General features: G+C 61.3%; 16 protein-coding genes. 7 read left to right on the top strand and 9 right to left on the bottom strand.

Annotation, left to right across the window (positions count from 1 at the left end):
• Positions 1-74 precede the first annotated feature (74 nt).
• From ACM6IP_RS23200 to ACM6IP_RS23220, 5 genes are all read left to right on the top strand, one after another.
• Positions 75-1,502, top strand: a complete 1,428-nt coding sequence (locus tag ACM6IP_RS23200) for a di-heme oxidoredictase family protein (RefSeq protein ID WP_159997697.1) — start codon at positions 75-77, stop codon at positions 1,500-1,502.
• A gap of 45 nt (positions 1,503-1,547) precedes the next feature.
• Positions 1,548-2,612 (top strand): imelysin family protein, encoded by a 1,065-nt coding sequence (locus ACM6IP_RS23205; RefSeq protein ID WP_095165873.1) that lies wholly within the window; start codon positions 1,548-1,550, stop codon positions 2,610-2,612.
• Between the two features lie 14 nt (positions 2,613-2,626).
• On the top strand, positions 2,627-3,724 hold the full coding sequence (locus tag ACM6IP_RS23210; RefSeq protein WP_095165875.1) for a DUF1513 domain-containing protein: 1,098 nt from the start codon (positions 2,627-2,629) through the stop codon (positions 3,722-3,724).
• 102 nt (positions 3,725-3,826) lie between these two features.
• Positions 3,827-4,978 (top strand): efflux RND transporter periplasmic adaptor subunit, encoded by a 1,152-nt coding sequence (locus ACM6IP_RS23215; protein ID WP_159997703.1) that lies wholly within the window; start codon positions 3,827-3,829, stop codon positions 4,976-4,978.
• A 13-nt stretch (positions 4,979-4,991) separates the two neighbouring features.
• Complete coding sequence (locus ACM6IP_RS23220) at positions 4,992-8,030, top strand: multidrug efflux RND transporter permease subunit (RefSeq protein ID WP_095165878.1); 3,039 nt, start codon at positions 4,992-4,994, stop codon at positions 8,028-8,030.
• A gap of 67 nt (positions 8,031-8,097) precedes the next feature.
• Here the strand turns inward: ACM6IP_RS23220 and ACM6IP_RS23225 are convergent, their stop codons facing one another.
• The 5 genes from ACM6IP_RS23225 to colR form a co-directional block, all read right to left on the bottom strand.
• Positions 8,098-8,325, bottom strand: a complete 228-nt coding sequence (locus ACM6IP_RS23225; RefSeq protein WP_095165880.1) for a hypothetical protein — start codon at positions 8,323-8,325, stop codon at positions 8,098-8,100.
• Positions 8,326-8,327: 2 nt separating this feature from the next.
• Positions 8,328-9,041, bottom strand: coding sequence for a lipopolysaccharide kinase InaA family protein (locus ACM6IP_RS23230; protein ID WP_095165881.1), 714 nt, complete (start codon positions 9,039-9,041; stop codon positions 8,328-8,330).
• A gap of 4 nt (positions 9,042-9,045) precedes the next feature.
• The gene (locus ACM6IP_RS23235; protein ID WP_095166136.1) at positions 9,046-9,714 is read right to left on the bottom strand and encodes a class I SAM-dependent methyltransferase; all 669 of its coding nucleotides are present in this window, start codon (positions 9,712-9,714) and stop codon (positions 9,046-9,048) included.
• Between the two features lie 181 nt (positions 9,715-9,895).
• Complete coding sequence (locus tag ACM6IP_RS23240) at positions 9,896-11,176, bottom strand: sensor histidine kinase (protein ID WP_095165883.1); 1,281 nt, start codon at positions 11,174-11,176, stop codon at positions 9,896-9,898.
• Positions 11,166-11,849 (bottom strand): two-component system response regulator ColR, encoded by a 684-nt coding sequence (gene colR, locus ACM6IP_RS23245; RefSeq protein ID WP_027619748.1) that lies wholly within the window; start codon positions 11,847-11,849, stop codon positions 11,166-11,168. Before colR ends, ACM6IP_RS23240 begins: the two co-directional genes overlap by 11 nt.
• A gap of 209 nt (positions 11,850-12,058) precedes the next feature.
• On the opposite strand from colR, the gene ACM6IP_RS23250 reads away from it, so the two are divergent.
• Positions 12,059-12,802 carry a phosphatase PAP2 family protein gene (locus tag ACM6IP_RS23250; protein ID WP_414862350.1) on the top strand — a complete coding sequence of 248 codons (744 nt, stop codon included), beginning with the start codon at positions 12,059-12,061 and terminating at the stop codon, positions 12,800-12,802.
• An 80-nt stretch (positions 12,803-12,882) separates the two neighbouring features.
• Here the strand turns inward: ACM6IP_RS23250 and groL are convergent, their stop codons facing one another.
• The 4 genes from groL to ACM6IP_RS23270 form a co-directional block, all read right to left on the bottom strand.
• The gene (groL, locus tag ACM6IP_RS23255; RefSeq protein WP_095165887.1) at positions 12,883-14,526 is read right to left on the bottom strand and encodes a chaperonin GroEL; all 1,644 of its coding nucleotides are present in this window, start codon (positions 14,524-14,526) and stop codon (positions 12,883-12,885) included.
• A 52-nt stretch (positions 14,527-14,578) separates the two neighbouring features.
• Entirely contained in the window at positions 14,579-14,872 is a 294-nt protein-coding gene (locus ACM6IP_RS23260; protein WP_019827816.1) for a co-chaperone GroES, read from the bottom strand.
• Positions 14,873-15,118: 246 nt separating this feature from the next.
• Positions 15,119-15,595: an FxsA family protein gene (locus ACM6IP_RS23265; RefSeq protein ID WP_095165889.1), complete on the bottom strand. Its 477-nt coding sequence runs from the start codon at positions 15,593-15,595 to the stop codon at positions 15,119-15,121.
• Between the two features lie 66 nt (positions 15,596-15,661).
• On the bottom strand, positions 15,662-16,393 hold the full coding sequence (locus tag ACM6IP_RS23270) for a HugZ family protein (RefSeq protein ID WP_414862351.1): 732 nt from the start codon (positions 16,391-16,393) through the stop codon (positions 15,662-15,664).
• A gap of 165 nt (positions 16,394-16,558) precedes the next feature.
• Between ACM6IP_RS23270 and ACM6IP_RS23275 the strand changes: the two genes are divergently transcribed.
• A complete protein-coding gene (locus ACM6IP_RS23275; RefSeq protein ID WP_095165893.1) occupies positions 16,559-17,317 on the top strand; it encodes an SDR family oxidoreductase in 759 nt (252 codons plus the stop codon).
• The last annotated feature ends 7 nt before the right edge of the window (positions 17,318-17,324 follow it).

The raw sequence follows: 17,324 nt of genomic DNA on the forward strand, positions 1-17,324 counted from the left end.
ATAATTCCTCTTATTCAAATTCCCCTGCCCTGTTAGACTTTGCGCCCTGTTTTGCTCGCCTTTCTGGATAACCGATGCCCTCGCTGCCTCTTCGCTTGTCTGCACTGCTACTGGCCCTGGGCCTGAGTGCCTGCGATGACGCCCCGCGGTTTACCGAGGCAGAACCCGGTGAAGCCCGCTCCGGGGGCGCGGCAACCGTGCGCAAGAGCGACCAGAACGCGTTTTCCCTGCCGTCGGCCAATCTCTCGCCGACAAGGCGGCTGGATTTCAGTGTCGGCAACAGTTTTTTCCGCAGCCCGTGGGTCACCGCCCCCTCGACGACCACCGCCCGTGACGGCCTGGGCCCGCTGTTCAATACCAACGGCTGCCAGAATTGCCACATCAAGGACGGTCGTGGCCACCCTCCGGCGCCGGATGCCGAGAACTCGGTCTCGATGCTGGTGCGCCTGTCGATTCCCGATGCGCCGGCCTACGCCAAGCTGATCGAGCAGGTCGGAGTAGTCCCCGAGCCGGTCTACGGTGGGCAGTTCCAGGACATGGCGGTCCCCGGTGTCACACCGGAGGGCAAGGTCCGGGTCGAATACACCCCGGTGGTTGTGCAATTCAAGGACGGCAGCACCGTCGAACTGCGCAAGCCCAGCCTGCAGATCAGCCAACTGGGCTATGGCCCGATGCACCCGGACACACGGTTTTCCGCGCGGGTGGCCCCGCCGATGATCGGCCTCGGCCTGCTGGAAGCCATCCCCGATGCGGCGATCCTGGCCAACGCCGACCCGCAGGACAACAACCGTGACGGCATCAAGGGCCGGCCGAACCTGGTCTGGGACGACGCGCAGCAAAAAACCGTGCTGGGGCGTTTTGGCTGGAAAGCCGGGCAACCGAACCTCAATCAACAAAATGTTCACGCGTTTTCTGGTGATATGGGCCTGACCACCAGCCTCAGGCCTTTCGATGACTGCACCGCAACCCAGACCGACTGCTTGCACGCGCCCAACGGCAATGGCCCCGATGGCGAGCCGGAAGTCAGCGACAACATCCTGCGCCTGGTGCTGTTCTACAGCCGCAACCTCGGCGTACCGGCCCGCCGCGACGTCAACGACGCCCAGGTGCTGGCCGGCAAGAACCTGTTTTTCCAGGCCGGCTGCCAGTCGTGCCACACCCCCAAATTCACCACCGCCGCCACTGCCGCCGAACCCGAGTTGGCCAATCAAGTGATTCGCCCCTACAGCGATCTGCTGCTGCATGACATGGGTGAAGGCCTGGCGGATAACCGTACCGAGTTCCAGGCCTCCGGTCGCGACTGGCGCACCCCGCCGCTGTGGGGCATTGGCCTGACGCAGACGGTCAGCGGCCACACCCAGTTCCTGCATGACGGCCGCGCCCGCAACCTGCTCGAAGCCGTGCTCTGGCACGGTGGGGAAGCTTCAGCGGCGCAGCAACAGGTTTTAGCTTTCAGTGCCGAGCAGCGCGCGTCGCTGCTGGCCTTTTTGAATTCGCTTTGAACGCCTATCCCATTTGCTTTGCCCCATACACATAGGGAGCCCGACATGTTTCGTCCCAAGTTGTTGTTCACCAGCCTTGCCGCCCTCGCCCTCGGTGCCTGCGCGCCCCAGGACCCACAAGCGGTTACCTCGGCGGCCATCGCCAAGCAAGTGATCCTGCCGACCTACAGCCGTTGGGTCGACGCCGATCGCCAATTGGCGGTCAGCGCCCTGTCCTACTGCGAAGGCAAGTCAGACCTGGCCACCGCCCGCGCCGACTTCCTCCACGCACAAAAAGCCTGGGCCGAACTGCAGCCGTTGCTGGTCGGTCCGCTGGCCGAGGGCAACCGCTCCTGGCAGATCCAGTTCTGGCCGGACAAGAAGAACCTGGTCGGACGCCAGGTCGAGCAATTGCTTAGCGCCCAGCCGCAGATCGATGCCGCGGCACTGGCTAAATCCAGCGTGGTGGTCCAGGGCTTGTCGGCCTACGAGTACATTCTGTTCGACGCCAAGAGCAACGTTGCCGACGCCGCGCAGAAAGCCCGCTACTGCCCGCTGCTGACCGCCATTGGCGAACGGCAGAAACTGCTGGCCGAAGAAATCCTCGCCAGCTGGAACAGCACCGACGGCATGCTGGCGCAGATGACCAAGTTCCCCAACCAGCGGTACGCGGACTCCCACGAAGCCATCGCCGACCTGCTGCGCGCCCAAGTGACTGCGCTGGATACCCTGAAGAAAAAACTCGGCACGCCAATGGGCCGCCAGACCAAGGGCATTCCCCAACCGTTCCAGGCTGATGCCTGGCGTAGCCAGTCGTCGCTGCCTAGCCTGCGGGCCAGCCTCAGCGCCGCACAAACCGTTTGGGTTGGTGTCGACAACAAAGGGCTGCGTGGCCTGCTGCCCGCCGAGCAAAAGCCGTTGGCAGACAAGATCGACGCCGCCTATGCCGCGTCGCTGAAGCTGTTCGACAGCAACCAGAGCTCGCTGACCGAAATGCTCGGTGACGATGCCGGCCGCCAGCAACTCAACGATCTCTACGACAGCCTCAACGTCGTCCATCGCCTGCACGAAGGCGAACTGGCCAAGGCGCTGGGCATCCAACTGGGCTTCAACGCCAACGACGGTGACTGATGAGGGTTAGCTCCATGCTGCGACGCCAGGCTCTGACTTTCGGCAGTTTGTTGCTGGGCGCGGTGACGCTGGGCGGCTGGAAGCTGTTCAAGCAAAAGGATCACGGCCCTTTGCTGCTTTCAGCCCGCGATGACAGTGACGGCAAGCACTACGCCGTCGGCTATCGGCTGGACGGCACTCGAGTGTTCGCCACCGAAGTCGGCCAGCGCTGCCACGACATCATCAATCACCCCGAGTTGCCGATCGCCCTGTTCGTCGCCCGGCGACCAGGGACCGAAAGCTACCTGGTGGACCTGCGCGACGGCAGGTTGCTGCAAACCGTGGTTTCGCAAGCGAACCGGCACTTCTACGGCCACGCGGTAATCCACAAGGATGGCGAATGGCTGTACGCCACCGAAAACGACACCACCGACCCGGGCCGCGGCCTGCTCGGGGTGTACCGTTTCGAGGGCGAGCGCCTGGTGCACAGCGGCGAGATTTCCACCCACGGCATCGGCCCGCACCAGGTCTCCTGGATGCCCGACGGTGAAACGCTGGTGGTGGCCAACGGCGGGATTCGCACCGAGGCCGAAAGCCGGGTCGAAATGAACCTCGACGCCATGGCACCCAGCCTGGTGCTGATGCAGCGCGACGGCACCCTGTTGAGCAAGGAAACCCTGGCCCAGCAGATGAACAGCGTGCGGCATATGGGCATCGCCAGCGATGGCACCATCGTCACTGGCCAGCAATTCATGGGCGCCGCCCACGAGTCGTCCGAACTGCTGGCCATCAAGCGTCCCGGCCAGCCCTTCGTCGCCTTCCCGGTCGATGAGCACCAGTTGCAAGCCATGGGGCACTACACCGCCAGTGTCGCGGTCCACAGTGAACTGCGCCTGGTGGCGTTGACCGCGCCACGGGGCAACCGGTTTTTCATCTGGGACCTGGACAGCGGCGAAGTGCAGCTTGATGCCCCGCTGCCCGATTGCGCCGGGGTCGGCGCGGTAGCCGATGGTTTTGTCGTGACCTCGGGCCAGGGTCGTTGCCGTTTTTATGATTGCCGCAAGGCACCGCTGATGGCCCAGCCCCTGGAATTGCCGGCAGGGCTCTGGGACAACCATTTGCATTTGGTCTGATGCCTACAGCGGTCAGGGCTGACCCGACACATATGGAATCACAGGCACACAGGGAGTAATGTGCCGCCTGTCTCGCCTGATTTTTTTCCAAGGAAGTGGAATATGCTGCGTCGCCGCATGCTGATCATGTTGGGGGTTGTGCTGTTGATCGTGCTGATGCTGGGGGGCTACAAGGCCTTCTCCATCTATCAGATGATCCAGACCTTCGCTGCGCCAAAGCCGCCGGAGAGCGTCGCCGTGGCCAGCGCCAGCGAACGTCCGTGGCAGGTTCGCCTGCCCACCGTGGGCACCCTCAAGGCGCTGCAGGGGGTCGACCTGAGCCTGGAGGTCGCCGGTACCGTTACTGACGTGCAGTTCCAATCCGGGCAACAGGTCAAGGTCGGGCAGCCGCTCATCCAGCTCGACAGCGCCGTCGAAAGCGCCCTGCTGGAGACCGCCAAGGCCGACCTCGGCCTGGCGCAACTGGACTACGGCCGCGGCAGCCAACTGGTGGGCAGCAGCGCTATTTCCAAGGGTGAGTTCGACCGCCTCAGCGCGCAACTGGCCAAGAACAAGGCCACGGTCAATCAACTCAAGGCCTCGCTGGCGAAAAAGCACATTGTCGCGCCGTTCAGCGGCACCATCGGCATTCGCCAGGTCGACGTCGGCGACTATCTCGCCAGCGGCACGGTGATCGCCACCCTGCAAGACCTCAGCAGCTTGTATGTGGACTTCTACGTACCGGAACAGGTGCTGCCGAAGATCGCCAAGGGCCAGCCAGTCAACGTTGGCGTCTCCGCCTACACCGGACAGACCTTCCCCGGCACCATCAGCGCCATCAACCCCAAGGTCGAGAACAGCACCCGTAACGTGCTGGTGCGCGCCACCCTGGCCAACCCCGATGGCAAATTGCTGCCGGGCATGTTCGCCAGCCTGCAGGTGCTGATGCCGGACCCGGAGGCAAAAATCGTGGTCCCGGAAAGTGCAGTGACCTACACCCTGTATGGCAACTCGCTGTACGTCGTCGCGCAGAAAAAGGACGCCGAGGGCAATCTCGAAAAAGACCACGAGGACCAGCCAGTGCTGGTCGCCGAACGGCGGTTCATCGAAACCGGCGAACGCCGGGATGGCCTGGTTCTGATCAACAAAGGCGTGAAGGACGGCGAGCAGGTCATCAGCGCCGGGCAGATCAAACTCGAAAACGGCATGCACATCGTCATCAGCCCGGACAAAAACCTGCCGGCCGAACAGAACAGCCAGCCACGCGCTGACTGATCAAGGAATCCCCATGGCTTTTACCGACCCGTTCATCCGTCGCCCGGTGCTCGCTACCGTGGTCAGCCTGTTGATCGTGCTGCTGGGCTTCCAGGCCTGGAGCAAGCTGCCGCTGCGCCAGTATCCCCAGATGGAGAACGCGCTGATCACGGTCACCACGGCGTACCCCGGGGCCAACGCCGAGACCATCCAGGGCTACATCACCCAGCCCCTGCAACAGAGCCTGGCGAGTGCCGAAGGCATCGACTACATGACCTCGGTCAGCCGCCAGAACTTCTCGGTGATCTCGATCTACGCGCGCATCGGTTCCAACAGCGACCGGTTGTTCACCGAGTTGCTGGCCAAGGCCAACGAGGTCAAGAACAAGCTGCCGCAAGACGCCGAAGACCCGGTGCTGAGCAAGGAGGCGGCGGACGCCTCGGTGCTGATGTACATCAGCTTCTTCAGCAAGGAGTTGAATAACCCGCAGATCACCGACTACCTGTCGCGCGTGATCCAGCCCAAGCTCGCGACCCTGCCCGGCATGGCTGAAGCCGAGATCCTCGGCAACCAGGTCTTTGCCATGCGCCTGTGGCTGGACCCGGTCAAGCTTGCCGGTTTTGGCTTGAGCGCCAGCGACGTGACCAGCGCGGTGCGCCAGTACAACTTTCTGTCGGCCGCCGGTGAGGTCAAGGGCGAGTACGTGGTCACCAGCGTCAACGCCAACACCGAACTGAAAACCGCCGAAGCCTTCGGCCAGATCCCGCTGAAAGTCGATGGCGACAGCCGGGTGCTGCTCAGCGACGTGGCCCGTGTGGAAATGGGCGCGGAGAACTACGACACCATCAGTTCGTTCGGCGGCACGCCCTCGGTGTACATCGGGATCAAGCCAACACCCGGGGCCAACCCGCTGGACGTGATCAAGGAGGTGCGCAAGCTGATGCCGGAGCTGGAGTCCCAGCTACCGCCCAACCTCAAGGCGGAAATCGCCTACGACGCCACGCTGTTTATCCAGGCTTCGATCGACGAGGTGGTGAAAACCCTGTTCGAAGCCGTGCTGATCGTGATTGTCGTGGTGTTCCTGTTCCTCGGTGCCTTGCGTTCGGTGGTGATCCCGGTGGTGACCATTCCGCTGTCGATGATCGGCGTGATGTTCTTCATGCAACTGATGGGCTACTCGATCAACCTGCTGACCCTGCTGGCCATGGTGCTGGCCATCGGCCTGGTGGTGGATGACGCCATCGTCGTGGTGGAGAACATCCATCGCCATATCGAGGAAGGCAAGACCCCGCTGGACGCTGCGCTCGAAGGCGCGCGGGAAATCGCCATGCCGGTGGTCTCGATGACCATCACCCTGGCCGCCGTGTATGCGCCGATCGGTTTCCTGACGGGGCTGACCGGGGCGCTGTTCAAGGAGTTCGCCCTGACCCTGGCGGGCGCCGTGGTGATCTCCGGCATCGTCGCCCTGACCCTGTCGCCCATGATGTGCGCCCTGCTCCTGCGCCACGACCCGAACCCGTCCGGACTGGCCCACCGCCTCGACCAGTTGTTCGACAGGCTCAAGCGGCGTTACCAGAGCATGTTGCACGGCACCCTCAACACCCGGCCGGTGGTGCTGGTGTTCGCGGTGATCGTGCTGTGCCTGATTCCGGTGTTGCTCAAGTTCAGCAAGTCGGAACTGGCGCCGGACGAAGACCAGGGCATCATTTTCATGATGGCCAATGCCCCGCAGCCGACCAACCTCGAGTACCTGAATTCCTATACCGACGAATTCATCACCATTTTCAAAGAGTTCCCCGAGTACTACTCCTCCTTCCAGATCAACGGCTTCAACGGCGTGCAATCGGGGATCGGCGGCTTCCTGCTCAAGCCATGGAACGAGCGCAGCCGGACCCAGATGGAGATCCTGCCGGAGGTCCAGAGCAAGCTGTCACGCATCCCCGGGCTGCAGATCTTCGGTTTTAACCTGCCGTCGCTGCCCGGCACCGGGGAAGGCTTGCCCTTCCAGTTCGTGATCAACACCGCCAATGACTACGAGTCGCTGCTGGCGGTGGTCGACCGGGTGAAAAAACGCGCGCTGGAGTCCGGCAAGTTCGCCTTCGTCGATATCGATCTGGCCTTCGACAAGCCGGAAGTGGTGGTCGACATCGACCGCGCCAAGGCCGCACAGATGGGCGTGTCCATGCTCGACCTGGGCACGACCTTGGCGACCTTGCTGGCCGAGGCTGAAATCAACCGGTTCACCATCGAAGGTCGCAGCTACAAGGTGATCGCCCAAGTGGAGCGGGCCTATCGCGATAACCCGGACTGGCTGAACAACTATTACGTGAAGAATGCCCAGGGCGAACTGCTTGCCCTGTCGACCCTGATCACGGTCAAGGACCGGGCCCGTCCGCGGCAACTGAACCAGTTCCAGCAACTGAACTCGGCGATCCTCTCGGGCTTCCCGGTGGTCAGCATGGGCGAGGCGATTGAAACCGTGCACCAGATCGCCCTGGAAGAAGCGCCGCCGGGCTATGCGTTCGATTACGCCGGCGCCTCCCGCCAGTTCGTGCAGGAAGGCAGTGCGTTGTGGGTGACCTTTGCCCTGGCGCTGGCGATCATTTTCCTGGTGCTGGCTGCGCAGTTCGAGAGCTTCCGCGATCCGCTAGTGATCCTGGTGACCGTGCCGCTGTCGATCTGCGGCGCGTTGATCCCGCTGTTCCTGGGCTGGTCGAGCATGAACATCTATACCCAGGTGGGGCTGGTGACCCTGATCGGGCTGATCAGCAAGCACGGGATCCTGATCGTCGAATTTGCCAACCAGTTGCGCAAGGACAAGGGCCTGTCACCACGCGAGGCGGTCGAGGAAGCCGCCGCCATCCGCCTGCGTCCGGTACTGATGACCACCGCGGCCATGGTGTTCGGCATGCTGCCGTTGATCATTGCCACAGGTGCAGGGGCCGTCAGCCGGTTTGATATCGGTATGGTGATTGCCACCGGGATGTCCATCGGCACCCTGTTCACCCTGTTCGTGCTGCCCTGCGTCTACACCCTGCTGGCCAAACCGGACAAGGCACCCGAACCCACGTGATCGGGAATCAGACACGCATAAAAAAGGCCTCGCAATTGCGAGGCCTTTTATTTGGGCTTCATCGTTTTCAACTTTGCGGTCTCATTCCCTGGGCCATGCCGAACATGAACAACAGCAGATCATTGTCGGGATGGACTGCCGCGGTGGCTTTCGCCACCCGTGGCAATGGGCAATGCGCGTCACCATGCGCAGCACTGAGGACCTGCGTGCGGGGCTGCTCCCAAGCCGCCACCGCCAATGAAGCAACTGCCAAGGCTCCTATTAGAAACAAACCTCGAGCAATTTCTAGTTTCATCGCTATAAACCTTTGATAGCGCTGCCAAACGCCGTCTTATAAAAATAGACGAGTTTGTCCCAATCTGCCGCGTTCCACGACGAGTGGCGACGCAACTGCTTCATGTCGTGAGCCGCCGCCTGGGTGCTCAACAGACGCTGTCGGCACTTCTCCAGATCCAGCAGTGCGATCTCGGCCTTGGCCGTTGCCCCCTCACCGGTCACCCGGACAAAAATGTGCTTGATGTACAAGCAGCTGTGTTGCCAACGCCCCTTGTGCATGCGCGCCAGGTTCTGCGCAAGGTCCTGCAGGACCTGCTCATGGAAAGCCTCGCCGTGACGCTCGCGACCGCCGCTGGCGTACCAGTCTTCGATCTCGACAAAGCCGTCCAGTGACTGAGTCACCAGCAGCGCTCGCCACTGATGCACCGGATCGCGCTGCGCACCACAGAAGACGATCTGCGGTACCCGCACGTTGAGTTTGTGCAGCCCCGTCAGCGCATCCAGCTCGCGCAGCACAGTTGGGCGCCCGAAAGGGTGCAACCAGCTACGGTAGATATGCCCGGTCTGGCGCTTGGCATACAGCAGTTGGCCATTAGGTGCATGGATACGTTGGACGCCACTTTCCCCGCCACGCCGGACGTTGGGTTCTTCTACCCATTCGCCACGCTGGCTCCAGAAGTAATCAAAGCGATCTTCAGGCGCGTCCTGCGCATCCGAAACCTGTTGAACTGCCATGCTGTTACCTCTTTCGCAAAATATAAACGCGCCACATGGCGTAGAGCGGAATGAAGTCCAAATGTTCCTGAACACGGAAACCGGCTTGCTCAAATTCGGCTTCTACCGTAGCGGCCGGTAACACAAAGCGGTTCTGGTAACCCTCCTGCGCACGTTCTTTTTCAGCACGCTTACGTTTCCAGGCCTTGAAATTGCCGTCGACCCACAACGACAGGATGACGCTGTCACGGGTGACCCGCTGGAATTCGCGCAAGATAGCCAGGCGATGCTCGGCCTCGCCGATGTGGTGAAGCAAACGCATGCAGAAAATGCTGTCTACGGAATTGTCGGGCAGTGCGATGTCGAATGCAGAGGTCTGCAAAGGTCGTACCCGTTCCACCACATTGGCCGGTTGGGCCTGGGTGGCGATCTTGACCATCGAGGCAGAGTTGTCGGCACCAATGATCACCCGATTGGATTTTTCCGCCAGCATCGGCCAGAAACGACCGGCACCGCAGGGCAGGTCAAGGACCAGGCCCGGCTCACCGACACGCTTGAGTGCGGTGCGCGCCAGTTGCAAATCACGCTTGTGCGACAGTTGACGGCCAAGACCGTCCTTGTGCTTGCGCAGATAACGCTGGGCGTGTTCGTCGTCGTACTTCTCGGAAAATTCGAGTTTGATCGGGTCGTCCATCATCATGTCTCCAGAACTGATGACAGCCACCTTAGGGATCAGGGTGTGAGTTTCAGGTCATCCAGTTGTGAAAATTTCGTTAGGAAAAGCCCTTAAGTATTACAGAATTTTACACCTTCAATTTCAGTATGCACCCACGCCAACGTAAGAAAAAGCCTACAGACCCCGCCGCCGCAGGGCCTCAGTCGCTCATCCGGCACAGTTCGACCTGAAACCGGCAACCGCTCGGCTCACGGGTAGTGAGGCTGACGCTCCAGCCCTGGTTTTCACAAATTCGCTGTACCAGCGACAGGCCCAGCCCCAGGCCTTCGCCACGATTTTCCGTGCCTCGGACAAAGGGTTCGAACATCGCCTCGCGTTTTTCCTCGGGAATGCCCACCCCGCTGTCCTCCACCAGAAATCCGTTGGGCAACAGGGTCAAGCGGATGAACCCGCTGTCGGTGTAGTGCACGGCGTTGCGTAACAGGTTGCCCATGACCGCGTGCAACAAGGTCGCGTTGTAGCGCATCGGCAGCGGCTGGCCGGGCTCATGGATCAATTGCAGGCCCTTGGCCTCAATCGGCTCGCGCCACAGGCCGAGCAGATCCTCGGCCACTTGCTGCAAGGTCATCTGCGGCGACATGCCAGCCGCTTCATGCTGGGCGCGGGCGAGCATCAGGAAGGTCTGGACCAGCTCGCGCATCTCCTCGCAGGCGCGTGCAATGCGCTCGACCTGGGCGCGACCGCGCTGGTCGATACCGGGGTTTTCCAGCAGCAGTTCGCAGGAACTGGCGAGGACCATCAACGGTGTGCGCAACTCATGACTGACATCGCTGGTAAACAGCCGTTCGCGGTTCAGTGCCTGGCGCAGCCGGCCCAGGGTCGCATCGAAGGCCACTGCCAACTCGCCGACTTCATCGGCGGCATAGTCCGGGGCCAGGGGTGGGGCCAGGCCAAGCAGTTGATCGCGGTGCCGGACCTGACGGGCCAGGCGCACCACCGGCGCCATCACCTTGCGCGCCAGGACCCAGCCGAGGAACACCGCCAACGCCAGGCTCAACACGAAGCCGACCAGCACCACGGCAAACAGCACGCGCTCGCGCTCCTCGAAATCGCTCTGGTCCTGCAGCAGCACGTAATGCCGACCGTCGACGATTTCCACCATCGCGTGGTACGACAGTTGCTCGCGAAACACCTCGTGGAAACCCGCATCCAAGTGCCGCAAGTCCTTGGGTAATTCGAAGTCACCCGGGCCGCCACTGAAATAGAACAACTGGTCGGGCTCCGGCCGGTGGCTCCACTCAGACATGTTGTCCATCAACAGCAAACGCTGCAGATCGCCTCCGAGGCCGGCGGAAATCAGTTTTTCTTCGACCAGGTGCACGGTGGCCACGATGCCCATGGCAAATGCCCCCGCCACCAGCGCACTCATCAGCGCAAAGGCGATGATGATCCGCTGGGCAAGGCTCTGTCTAAACTCCATCACGTCCCTCGGCCAAGCGATAACCGACACCATGCACGGTCTGCAGCAACGGCTTGGCAAAGGGTTTGTCGATCACCTGGCGCAACTGGTGGACATGACTGCGCAGGCTGTCGCTGTCCGGGCAATCATCGCCCCACAAGGCTTCTTCGAGAATTTCGCGGCGCAGCACATGGGGGCTCTTCTGCATCAGCACCGCCAGCAGCTTGAGGCCGACCGGGTTGAGTTTCAGCAGGCGCCCTTCGCGGGTAACTTCGAGCGTGTCCAGGTCATAACTGAGGTCGCCGACCTGCAAGGCACGCCGCCCCCCGCCCTGGGTGCGGCGCATCACTGCTTCGATGCGCGCGGCCAGTTCAGACAGGGCAAAGGGTTTGATCAGGTAGTCGTCGGCGCCGGACTTGAAGCCCTGCAGCCGGTCATCCAATTGGTCACGGGCGGTCAGCATGATCACCGGAGTATCACGCCGGGCATCTTCGCGCAGGCGCTTGCACAGGGTGTAGCCGTCGATGCCGGGCAGCATGATGTCGAGCACGATCAGGTCGTAATGCTCGGTGGCCGCCAGGTGCAGACCCGACAAGCCGTCCTGCGCACAATCCACGGTATAGCCTTTGAGCCCCAGGTAATCCGCCAGGTTGGCAAGGATATCGCGGTTGTCTTCAACCAATAGAATTCGCATGGGCATTTGCTCCGTACACAGTAACGGCCGTCTTGGCTCGCGCAGCTTAAGGCCAAGCGGGGTTCAGGGCCAGAGTTGTCTGCCGGGGCAAACTCGGGCAAAAACCACTCACGAATTTTTCACCCGCTATTCACACCAGGCCTACGCGAGCGGGCCCAGACTGCTGCGCTGCTCGCCGCAGGACCAATCCACACCCTCAGGATCGCCCGATGTCACTGACCCTTTCGCGCCCCGCCTCCCGCCCCTTGAATGCATGGCTCTGCCTGGGGATCCCCGCCGTCGTGGCGACCGCTCTGCTGCTGCTTGAGCTGACGTCCCTGGACATGAGCCTGACCCAGTTGTTCTACGACCCCGATGGCGGAGGGTTTATCGGTCGCCACAGCTACTTCCTGGAAAACATCCTGCATGACCGGGCCAAGCAAGTGGTCATCGCTTTCTCGGTGCTGGCGGTGATCGGGTTTGCCGGTTCGTTCTTCGTCGCCCGGCTCAAGCCGTTCAAGCGCGAACTGGGCTGCCTGGTGCTGTCGCTGGGCCTGGCCACGGCGTTTGTCACGCCGGTCAAGGCCGTGACCGCCGTGCAGTGCCCGTGGAGCCTGAAGGAGTTCGGTGGCAAGGAAACCTACAGCGAACTGCTCAGCCCGCGTCCGGCCACTGACAAACCGGGACGTTGCTGGCCCGGCGGTCATGCAGCCACCGGGTTTGCCTTGTTTGCGCTGTTTTTCGTGTTGCGCGACCGGCGCCCGAAACTGGCCCGCGCGGCCTTTCTCTTTGCGTTTGGCCTGGGCACGGTATTTTCCGTCAGCCGCATGATGCAGGGCGCACACTTTTTCTCGCACAACGTGTGGACGGCGGTGTTTTGCTGGCTGATTTGCCTGGGCGCGTATTACTACGTGCTGTATCGACCGGCGAGCAAGGTCGAGCCGGCCGGCAAGGCCCAGGCCGTCAACGCCTGATAAGAGGGGCAATAAAAAACCCCGCCGGCTTGCGCAGGCGGGGTTTTTTACAGGTGTAGCTCGTACGGGGTAAGGCTGGCTTACATCATGCCGCCCATGCCGCCCATACCGCCCATGTCTGGCATGCCGCCGCCAGCTGGTGCGTCTTCCTTGATCTCAGCGATCATGGCTTCGGTGGTGATCATCAGGCTGGCAATCGACGAAGCCGCTTGCAGAGCCGAACGAGTCACTTTGGCCGGGTCCAGGATACCCATTTCGATCATGTCGCCGTATTCGCCGGTCGCTGCGTTGTAACCGAAGTTACCCGAGCCTTGCTTGACCTTGTCGACTACTACGCTTGGCTCGTCGCCGGAGTTGGCAACGATCTGGCGCAGTGGTGCTTCAACGGCGCGACGCAGCAGAGCGATACCGACGTCCTGATCGGCGTTGTCGCCTTTCAGTTCGCTGATGGCTTGCAGGGCGCGAACCAGTGCCACGCCACCGCCAGGTACCACGCCTTCTTCAACGGCTGCACGGGTAGCGTGCAGGGCGTCTTCAACGCGGGCTTTCTTCTCTTTCATTTCAACTTCGGAGCCAGCGCCAACCTTGATCACTGCAACGCCGCCGGACAGCTTGGCCAGGCGCTCTTGCAGTTTTTCACGGTCGTAGTCGGACGAAGTGTCAGCCACTTGCTGGCGGATCTGCAGAACGCGAGCCTGGATGTCAGCCTCAACGCCAGCGCCGTCGATCACGGTGGTGTTTTCTTTGGACAGGATCACGCGCTTGGCATTACCCAGGTGTTCCAGGGTAGTGCTTTCCAGGCTCAGACCGATCTCTTCGGAGATAACGGTACCGCCGGTCAGGACGGCGATGTCCTGCAGCATGGCCTTGCGACGGTCGCCGAAGCCTGGAGCCTTGACGGCTGCGACTTTAACGATGCCACGCATGTTGTTCACAACCAGAGTCGCCAGGGCTTCGCCTTCAACGTCTTCAGCCACGATCAGCAGTGGACGGCCGGCTTTGGCAACGGCTTCCAGGACTGGCAGCATTTCGCGGATGTTCGAGATCTTTTTGTCGACCAGCAGGATCAGCGGACCGTCCAGCTCGGCAGTCATGGTCTCTGGCTTGTTGACGAAGTACGGGGACAGGTAGCCACGGTCGAACTGCATGCCTTCAACAACCGACAGTTCGTTTTCCAGGCCCGAGCCTTCTTCAACGGTGATCACGCCTTCTTTACCGACTTTTTCCATGGCTTCGGCAATGATGTCGCCGATGGAGCTGTCGGAGTTGGCCGAGATGGTGCCGACCTGAGCGATGGCCTTGGTGTCAGCGCAAGGCTTGGACAGGGACTTCAGCTCTTTGACGATCGCGATGGTCGCTTTGTCGATACCGCGCTTGAGGTCCATCGGGTTCATGCCGGCAGCGACGGCTTTCAGGCCTTCGTTGACGATCGATTGAGCCAGAACGGTAGCGGTAGTGGTGCCGTCGCCTGCGTCATCGTTGGCACGGGAGGCAACGTCTTTGACCAGCTGCGCGCCCATGTTTTCGAAGCGATCTTTCAGCTCGATTTCTTTGGCAACGGAAACGCCGTCCTTGGTGATGGTCGGAGCGCCGAAGCTCTTCTCGATGATCACGTTACGGCCTTTAGGGCCCAGGGTCGCTTTTACTGCGTCAGCCAGGACGTTAACACCGGCGAGCATTTTCTTACGGGCGGAATCGCCGAATTTAACTTCTTTAGCAGCCATGATCGATATTCCTTAAATACTTGAGTAGTCGCGGGAAAATGAACGAGGGGTCTTAGCCTTCGATAACAGCGAGAATCTCGTTCTCAGCCATTACCAACAGGTCTTCGCCGTCGACTTTCACGGTGTTGCTGCCCGAGTACGGGCCGAACACAACCTTGTCACCCACTTTCACGGCCAGCGCACGCACTTCACCGTTGTCCAGCACGCGGCCGGTACCCACAGCGAGGATCTCGCCGCTGTTGGCTTTTTCAGCAGCCGAACCTGGCAGAACGATACCGCCGGCGGTTTTCTTTTCTTCTTCGCTGCGACGGATGACGACGCGGTCATGCAGAGGACGAAGCTTCATTGTCGATCTCTCCTAATTGTAGTTTCAGCGGCCGGTGTAGTCCCGGCGGGGTTAATTTCCGGCGGTGCCGGTTGCGACTCGTCGAGCGAGTCGCGGAAGTCTGTCTGGTGAGCATCACCAGAAACCTTGCGGTGACCGTTACATAAGGGCGCGCAAGCTTATTACAAGGGCAGCACAGCGAAATTTTTTACTTCAGTGGCCGCCGAAACGCACACGGCACCCGCAGGTGCCGTGTCTATGTTGCAGTTACTTGGAGTCGCGGTGTTCGAACTCGCCTTCGATCACGTTCGGCTCGCGGCCCAAAGGCTCACGCGGAACCGGGCCGCCACGCGGTTGCAGGTCGTCGGCGAAGGCACGCTGGCGAATCGCCTGCTCTTCGGCGCGCTGGCGCATTTTATTGGCCAGCAGGCGACGGGTCAGCGGCAGCATCATGATCAGGCCCAGCACGCTGCTGACAAAACCCGGCACGATCAACAGACCGCCACCCAGGGCCAGCATCAGGCCTTCGATCATGGTCTGCGCGGGCAACTCGCCCCGGTTCAGGCTTTCACGGGCCCGCAATGCGGTCGCCAGGCCGGCGATACGCAGCACGAACACGCCGAGCATCGAGCCGAGAATAATCAACAGCAGTGCCGGGAAAAACCCGATAGCAGCGCTGACCTTGACGAATACGAACAGCTCCAGCACCGGAAACAGCAGAAAGAGCAATAAGAAAGGGCGCATCAAATGGTTCCTCAACGCAAGAATGCCTTGCAAGTAAGCCTTAGATGACGTCGCCGTTTCGTGATTTCAAGCCTCGCTGACTGCATTTGTTGGCCAATGCTCGGCGTGAACCAGTAAAACCAAGGCTTCGCGTACTTGTGTCGGCGTATTGCAGACCTGCGGGAACGGCAGCCAGTACAGCGCCTGGCCAATGCGCAGGTGCATGCCTTCGGTATCGATGCCCGCCAGTTCTGCCGGTGCGGTCTTCGGCAAGCCGGCCAGTTCCACGTAATGGGCGATGGCCTTGGCGTGATCGGCGTTCATGTGCTCGACCATGCTCACTTCGGCCTTGCCGGCGAAGGGGTTGGCCAGGGTCAACTGGTCGACCCAGTGAATCGCGCCAAAACCGCCGATGTAGCGATGACGCACCGGGTTGAGCACCCAGAAGTCGAAGTCATGGGCCTGGTGGTAATTAGCCGAGTCCGGAAAATAACGATAGTAGCGTCCCGCCGCTGCTTCGATCGCTGCCGGGTCTTCGAGCTTTTGCGCCTCGGCCAGGTAGGTCAGGCGACCAACGGCCTGGACGTCCTCGGCCTCACGCTCCCCCACCAGCAGCGAGCATTTCGGGTCTTTTTGCAGGTTGTGGGTGTGCTGGGCGATCCGGCTGATCAGGATCAGCGGCCGGCCCTGCTCGTCCAGGCAGTAAGGAACCACTGAGCCGAACGGGAAACCGGGCATCGCCTTGGAGAGGGTCGAGAGCACTCCACGGTATTCCTTGAGCAGCAATTCTCGGGCATGCTTGGCAGCTTCAACGCTCAATTTATGACTCCTTATATAGAATCCGTCGAAAAAACGGACAGGCTCCTGGAGAAAGTTCCAGCGATGCCATCGGGGGCAATTCTCATGTGCAGCCTAGCCACGTCAGGCGCAGATCGGGAGGCCCTCTACGAGGAAACCACTTCGACCTGCAACTGGGGCATGCGAATGCAACTCACTGACAAAGTAATCATTATCACTGGCGGTTGCCAGGGTTTAGGCCGCTCCATGGCCGAGTATTTCGCCGCCAAGGGCGCGAAACTGGCCCTGGTCGACCTCAACCAGGACAAGCTCGACCAGGCAGTCGCCGCGTGCCAGGCGGCCGGTGTCCAAGCCCGCGCCTACCTGTGCAACGTCGCCAATGAAGAGCAGGTGTGCCACATGGTGAGCCAGGTGGCCGAAGACTTCGGCGCGATCCATGGCCTGATCAACAATGCCGGGATCCTGCGTGACGGCCTGCTGGTCAAGGTCAAGGACGGCGAGATGAGCAAAATGAGCCTGGCCCAGTGGCAGGCAGTGATCGACGTCAACCTGACGGGCGTGTTCCTGTGCACCCGCGAGGTGGCAGCGAAGATGATCGAGCTCAAATCATCCGGCGCGATCATCAACATTTCGTCGATTTCCCGCGCCGGCAACGTTGGCCAGACCAACTACTCCGCCGCCAAGGCCGGTGTCGCCGCGGCCACTGTGACCTGGGCGCGGGAACTGGCGCGCTACGGCATCCGTGTCGCGGGCATCGCCCCGGGGTTCATCGAAACCGAAATGACCCTGGGCATGAAGCCCGAAGCCCTGGAAAAAATGACCGCAGGGATTCCACTCAAGCGCATGGGCAAGCCCGAAGAGATCGCCCATTCGGCGGCCTATATCTTCGAAAATGACTACTACACCGGGCGTATCCTGGAAATGGATGGCGGGTTGCGGATCTAAGACGCGA

Source organism: Pseudomonas sp. IT-P176, from assembly GCF_949767245.1.
Taxonomy (GTDB): Bacteria; Pseudomonadota; Gammaproteobacteria; order Pseudomonadales; family Pseudomonadaceae; genus Aquipseudomonas.